We start from the raw sequence: 6,426 nt of genomic DNA, 5'->3' as shown, positions 1-6,426 counted from the left end.
ACTACGATTCAACCAAATCAAAGAGCAAATTGTTCTTTGGCTCGAATTTTTACTGCTTATTTTTGCAGATGTATTTTTGGTAAAAAATCTAAAAACTCAAAAAGTGGGTTCTTAAGGAATGACTAAAATAGCGAAGGGATTTGACTGTATTTCGCTTTTCACCAATGAGAGAATCTTGATTGCGTTTCAACTGAAAACCTCTCGCAAAACCGGCATCAACAAAACCTTTTTTAGCACTAGGTGCCAAATAACAAAACGGCTTTTTACGAAAGTAGAAATAAGGTATTCCCCATTTGAACAACAACTCTAGTTCAGGGATTTCTTTTTCGAAAACAGCAATCAAATGCAATAGTATCGATTGATACTTTTCTGATTGTCTAAATATATATCCGTCTGTAAGTCTCATTTTGTAAAAATAATTAAAAAAACAGTTGTTTTTTCCTTAAATTAGTGCAATCATAATTTTCACCACTATGAACTCGAAAATCGGAATTCTATATGCGACTGTAGATGGGCAAACCCTGAAAATTTGCAAAGTAATTGAAGAAGTTTTAGTCGAAAAAGGCAATACCGTCGAATTGTTTTCTATTGATGATTTCACAGGAAAACCAAGCGGCTTCGATAAGTTTATCATTGGCGCAAGCATCCGCTACGGCAAACACAATGCGAAAATAATTGAATTTATAAACCAAAACAAGACGGCACTCGATAATACCGAAAACGCTTTTTTCTCGGTCAATTTGGTAGCCAGAAAACCAGAAAAAGCAAGTCCTGAAACCAATCCATACTTTATCAAATTTCTAAAAACTATCGATTGGGTTCCCAAAACATCAGCTGTTTTTGCTGGCAATCTTGAGTATCAAAAATATCCCTTCACCGATCGATTGATGATTCAATTGATTATGTGGATGACAAAAGGCCCTACTGATTCAAAAGCTAAAATCGAATACACCGATTGGAACAAGGTTCGTGAATTTGCCGTTACTATGAATAATTTATAAGTTTTAGAATATTATTTAAACTATATTTGTTTTGTTAATTTCCTGCCTTATATTTGAGATTTCAAATTATTACCAATTAAAAACACATCAAAGTCGTTTTTTTTTTAGAATAGACAGTTGGCTTCAACTCTAATTATATATGATTAAACCTTTAAATTGGTATTTACGGCGACATCCCTTATTATATACAATTCGATTCCGATTAGTATCAAAAAATGCTTCTTCAAAAACTTTAGAACAATACAGCTACAATAAAATCAACAAAAAAGACAGTATTCCACCCTTATATTTTGAAATTAACAATTTAATTTTTAGCCAAAAAGTAGAAGGCTTAAATGATTTTGAAAAAGCTAAAACTATAGCCGTCTGGCTAATGAACAATATCAAAGGAGGCCCCGGATTGGGTAAATCTTCAACAATTGCTTTACAAAAAATGATTGCTGGTGAAGGTGGCGTATGCAGCGATTTCTCACAGATTTACAGCAATTTTTGTGTAATCAATGATCTGAAAGTTAGGGAATGGGGAATGAAAAATTTATCCACTGACCGCAGTGTTTCGGGCGGACATTCTTACAATGAGGTGTATTGCAAGGAGTATGATAAATGGATTATGATTGATGTATCCAAATCAGTCGTATTTTATCACTTAGATCCAAATATACCTATCTCAGCTCTAGAATATATTCGTTTAAAAAAAGATAACAAAAGGATAGACATCAAAAACATCAACGAAAATAGTGCTTTAGACATTGAGAACATCACTAAAATTTACATTGGTACAAATTCTCTACCCTTTCTAATAACCAACTACAACAATAAAACTATTGATGAATTCTTGGAAAAACTTGATTTTTTTCCAGTATCAATCATTCACGGATTAATTATGCTGACAGGACAAGGATATACTTTTGAGTTTCCATCCCAAGAAAATTAACAAAAAAAAACGGTGCAAAATAAGCACCGTTTTCTTATCATAATCATTATTATTTTTTTGGTGGCATTGCAGCCATAATTGGCACTCGATCCACAAAATGGTTCACCTGATCTATTTTGTCATTATCATCAAAATGGTACAGAATATGCATCCATTGCGTCATCGAAGAACCACCTTTGTATTTTGCCGTTACTTGATACCAACCCATCAGCCAAATCCCAGGCTTTTCAGTATTTTGCGGTTTATTCACTTTTACTGGCAACCAAACATCATTTTTAAACGAAATGGTTTCAATAACGTTCATTCTTCTGTCTCTCCAATATTTGTCAATTGCAGGCTTTCCTATTAAACTGTCGCCAGCGTTCCAATAGTATTTCGCATTATCAGCATAACTGGCTGTCCAACCTTCCATCTCACCGCTAGTCATCGCAGCAAGCGCTTTTTTGCCGATTTCAATGTATTTGCCATCTGCAATTTCAGCAGGTGCTTCTGTTTTTGCAGTATCTGCAGTTGCTGTTGCAGTTTCCTCGCCATCTTCTTTTTTGCAACCTAAAAATAAGGAAGCACATAACACAAATAAAAATAGTTTTCTCATAGTTAAAATGATTTAAGTTAATAAAATACAATTAGTTAAAAATTCTCTTTGAAAAAATATTTTAGGGCAAACTTGAAATAAATGTAACAATAAAAAAGTTATACTTCCGATTTTTACTAACAAAAAAAGTGTAAAATAGACTGATTATCAACTTTTTATCAATAATACCTTACGGCAACTTTAACCAAAAAATTTATTTTATGCGCTAAACCCAAATTAGAAAAAATGAATTTGGCGCTAATAAAAATGTATATATTTGTATAAAAATACACTCTTATGCAACACATCATCGACCGCTTTATAAGCTACGTTACTATTGACACCGAATCGGATTCCAGTTCAGAAACTACACCAAGTACCAAAAAGCAGTGGGATTTAGCCAATAAATTGGTAGAAGAATTGAAAACTATTGGAATGCAAGACGTAACTATTGACGACAAAGCCTACATTATGGCTACTTTGCCTTCTAATGTGGAACACGAGGTCCCAACAATAGGATTTATTTCCCATTTTGACACCACTCCTGATTTTACAGGTGCCAATGTAAAACCACAAATTATTTCAAATTACGATGGTAAAGACATTATTTTGAATGAAGAACTGAACATCGTATTGTCACCCAATTATTTTAAAGATTTACTCCAATACAAAGGACAAACACTAATCACTACTGACGGAACCACACTTTTAGGTGCTGATGATAAAGCTGGAATTACTGAAATTGTAACAGCAATGGAATTCTTGATTAATAATCCAGAAATCAAACACGGGAAAATTAGGGTTAGTTTTACGCCAGATGAAGAAATTGGTCGTGGAGCCCATCATTTTGATGTAGAAAAATTCGGCTGCGATTGGGCGTACACAATGGACGGAAGTCAAGTAGGCGAATTGGAATATGAAAACTTTAATGCGGCTGGAGCCAAAATTACGTTTAAAGGAAAAAGTGTACATCCTGGCTATGCCAAAGGAAAAATGATCAATTCGATGCTTATCGCCAATGATTTTATCAACGAATTACCGAAAGGCCAAACGCCACAAGAAACCAAAGGCTACCAAGGATTCTTTCACGTTCATCATCTTACTGGAAGTATCGAAGAAACCGTTTTAGAACTCATAATTAGAGATCACAACAAGAAAAAGTTTGAAAAACGAAAAGATTTAATTGCAAAAATCACTAAAAAATTCAATAAGAAATTTGCCAAACAATTTGGCGAAGAAATTGTCATTGCTGAAGTAAAAGACCAATACTACAATATGAAAGAAAAGGTTTTGCCTGTAAAACACATTGTTGATATTGCTGAAAAAGCGATGAAAGAATTAGGTATTAAACCACTTATCAAACCTATTCGCGGTGGTACAGATGGTTGTCAATTGTCTTATAAAGGTTTGCCTTGCCCTAATATTTTTGCTGGCGGTCATAACTTCCATGGTAAATACGAATATGTTCCTGTTGAAAGCATCCAAAAAGCGGTGGAAGTAATTGTAAGAATTGCTGAGTTGACAAGCAAAGGGGACTATTTGAAAACACCATCAAAGTCAAAGAAATAAAATTTTTAATTTATGGACAAAATCAATCAATGGAAAGAGGAATTAGATCTATTGAAATCAATAATTGCTGAAACACCTTTGATTGAAACCACTAAATGGGGAGGTCCAGTTTATGTTTATAATAAAAAAAATGTACTGGGCATCGCGGGCTTCAAACAGTTTTTTACTATTTGGTTTTTTGATGGAAATAAATTGACAGACGAAAAAAAAGTATTGATTAATGCACAAGAAGGCGTTACAATGGCGATGCGACAATGGAGATTCACCTCTAAAGATGAAATTGATCCAGAATTGATTTTACTTTATATCCAAGAAGCCATAGAATTGTATTAGCTCAAAATAATAAAAAACCATCAGCTCGATGGTTTTTTTATTGAAATATTTAAGGAAAAACTTAACATTATTGAATTGAAATAATGTTTACATTTGGTAGCACGAAGTTTACTTTACCAATAATCATTATAAAAGGATTCAATTATGGAAGAAGAAAAAAAAGAGGAAATTTTAAATGAAATCACTCCCGAGACCAATAAGAAGGTTACTGCTCCCAAGGCAAGAAAACCAAGAGCTAGCAAAACTACCAAAGTAGTTAAAGAAACTGCAGAGGCTCCAATCGCTGAAGAAACAACTGAGGAAACAACTGAGAAAATAGTTCAGGACGAAACCACTTTAGAAGAAATTTTTGGTTCTTTAGAGAAAAAAGAAAAGAAAGAAGAGAAAGAAAAAAAGAATAAGAAGGACAAAAAGGACAAAAAGGACAAAAAGGAGAAAAAGAAGAAAAAGGATAAAAAGGATAAAAAGAAAAAAGAAAAAGCCAAAGCTAAAGCCAAAAAGGCAAAAAAAGCGAAGAAAGAAAAAGCTAAAAAAGCGAAACTAAAAGCCAAAGCCAAAGAAAAAAAAGCCAAAGCTAAAGCTAAAAAAGCAAAGAAAAACAAAAAGAACAAAAAGAAATAATCTATTTGTTGCCCATAAAAAAATCCCAAATTATAATGCTACCATTGTAATTTGGGATTTTATTTTAGTGCTGAATTACTATTTTTTAGCCAATGCAGCGCTCATCTCCATAGAAATAGCAGAACGTTCCATTTTCAATTTTCCAGCCATTGTTTCGATAACTACTGTAGTTTCTGCAACCTCAGCAATTTTACCGTGAAGTCCGCTTTTAGTAATGATTTTGTCGCCTACTTTCAAAGCACTTTCGAATTCTTTTTCGTTTTTGGCTCTTTTTTGTTGGGGTCTAATCATAAAGAAATAGAACACCACAAACAATGCTAGATAAGGCGAAAACTTTAATAAATCTCCCATAATTTTAAATTATTTTTTGTTATTTGTTATTTGATTTTTGAAATTTAATGAATTTACATTAGTCCTCGACCCACCTTTTGAATCCTGTTGCTTGCCTGCAGTTCTTTGACTAAATTGTCTAAAATTCCGTTGATAAAAATACTGCTTTTTGGTGTAGAATATTCCTTCGCCAATTCTAAATATTCATTCAAAGTCACTTTCACAGGAATTGAAGGGAATTTCAACAACTCACAAATCGCCATTTTCAATATAATAGTGTCGATTTCTGCAATTCTTTCGGTATCCCAATTTGGGGTTTTATCTACATATTCTTTCGCCAATTCTGATTCATTCAAAACTGTTTTTCTATACAAATCGCTTACAAATTCACGATCTTCGGTGTCTTTGAATACTTTTGGAACTCTTAAATTTCCGCCTTCAACTGGTTTTATGGCCTTCAATTGTTTGATAATTTCGGTATTTACTACCGGAATGTCATCAATCCAAGTCAGTTTATTGTCCTCTAAATAATCGTATAATTTTTCGTTAGGAACAATTACGTCTTGAAATAAATTAGCAATAAACTCCTTATCTTCTTCAAAAGTGTTCACCGCATTACTCATATACTTTGCGTATAATTTACTTTGCTTAATATCATTCAAAAGAAGAATAATGTAGTCATCATTCAAAGTCCAATTGTTGATTTTGCGGTTTTCAAGAGCAATACTCAATGAGTTATTCTCAGCAAGTGCTTGAAAAACTGCATTCTTAACGAATTTTTGATTTGGATTACGTTCCTGCGGCGTCGCAAGATGTTTCTGACTGGATAGATGCAAAAATTCAGTTTCTTTTTTGCAGATCTCAATCAAAGAGGAAAGCATTATAAGGTATAAATCCTGAATAGCGTCGATACTGTAAAAAAGAAATTTTTCTTCTTTTTCAAGACTATCTGACCCATTTTGATGCATCGCATAAATGGTTTGCATTACCTTAATACGAATATGTCTTCTGTTTACCACCTTGTAAGAACTTTTATAAATTAGTTTGCAAAAATAAGAATTTCA

Annotated in this window: 9 protein-coding genes; 5 read left to right on the top strand and 4 right to left on the bottom strand. The window is 33.0% G+C overall.

Annotation, left to right across the window (positions count from 1 at the left end):
- Positions 1–88: 88 nt before the first annotated feature.
- On the bottom strand, positions 89–406 hold the full coding sequence (locus tag ACIQ1E_RS04545; RefSeq protein WP_396169104.1) for a DUF1801 domain-containing protein: 318 nt from the start codon (positions 404–406) through the stop codon (positions 89–91).
- A 67-nt stretch (positions 407–473) separates the two neighbouring features.
- On the opposite strand from ACIQ1E_RS04545, the gene hemG reads away from it, so the two are divergent.
- Together hemG and ACIQ1E_RS04535 are read left to right on the top strand one after the other, a co-directional pair.
- A complete protein-coding gene (gene hemG / locus ACIQ1E_RS04540) occupies positions 474–1,001 on the top strand; it encodes a menaquinone-dependent protoporphyrinogen IX dehydrogenase (RefSeq protein ID WP_396169101.1) in 528 nt (175 codons plus the stop codon).
- Positions 1,002–1,140: 139 nt separating this feature from the next.
- Positions 1,141–1,935, top strand: a complete 795-nt coding sequence (locus ACIQ1E_RS04535; RefSeq protein WP_396169098.1) for a hypothetical protein — start codon at positions 1,141–1,143, stop codon at positions 1,933–1,935.
- Between the two features lie 49 nt (positions 1,936–1,984).
- Here the strand turns inward: ACIQ1E_RS04535 and ACIQ1E_RS04530 are convergent, their stop codons facing one another.
- A complete protein-coding gene (locus tag ACIQ1E_RS04530) occupies positions 1,985–2,530 on the bottom strand; it encodes a nuclear transport factor 2 family protein (RefSeq protein WP_396169096.1) in 546 nt (181 codons plus the stop codon).
- 276 nt (positions 2,531–2,806) lie between these two features.
- Here ACIQ1E_RS04530 and pepT point away from each other — a divergent pair, with 276 nt between their 5' ends.
- The 3 genes from pepT to ACIQ1E_RS04515 all read left to right on the top strand — a co-directional run bounded on the left by pepT (position 2,807) and on the right by ACIQ1E_RS04515 (position 5,032).
- Complete coding sequence (gene pepT, locus ACIQ1E_RS04525) at positions 2,807–4,078, top strand: peptidase T (RefSeq protein ID WP_396169094.1); 1,272 nt, start codon at positions 2,807–2,809, stop codon at positions 4,076–4,078.
- 12 nt (positions 4,079–4,090) lie between these two features.
- Positions 4,091–4,411, top strand: a complete 321-nt coding sequence (locus ACIQ1E_RS04520; RefSeq protein ID WP_396169092.1) for a DUF1801 domain-containing protein — start codon at positions 4,091–4,093, stop codon at positions 4,409–4,411.
- A 144-nt stretch (positions 4,412–4,555) separates the two neighbouring features.
- Positions 4,556–5,032, top strand: a complete 477-nt coding sequence (locus tag ACIQ1E_RS04515; RefSeq protein WP_396169090.1) for a hypothetical protein — start codon at positions 4,556–4,558, stop codon at positions 5,030–5,032.
- A 78-nt stretch (positions 5,033–5,110) separates the two neighbouring features.
- Here ACIQ1E_RS04515 and yajC read toward each other — a convergent pair whose 3' ends face one another.
- Positions 5,111–5,383, bottom strand: a complete 273-nt coding sequence (gene yajC, locus ACIQ1E_RS04510; RefSeq protein ID WP_396169088.1) for a preprotein translocase subunit YajC — start codon at positions 5,381–5,383, stop codon at positions 5,111–5,113.
- A gap of 53 nt (positions 5,384–5,436) precedes the next feature.
- On the bottom strand, positions 5,437–6,348 hold the full coding sequence (nusB, locus tag ACIQ1E_RS04505) for a transcription antitermination factor NusB (RefSeq protein WP_396169106.1): 912 nt from the start codon (positions 6,346–6,348) through the stop codon (positions 5,437–5,439).
- Between the last annotated feature and the right edge of the window lie 78 nt (positions 6,349–6,426).

The organism is Flavobacterium sp., from assembly GCF_044348915.1.
Classification (GTDB): domain Bacteria; phylum Bacteroidota; class Bacteroidia; order Flavobacteriales; family Flavobacteriaceae; genus Flavobacterium.
The sequence above is the reverse complement of the archived record's forward strand: the minus strand, read 5'-3'. Positions and strand labels throughout refer to the sequence as shown.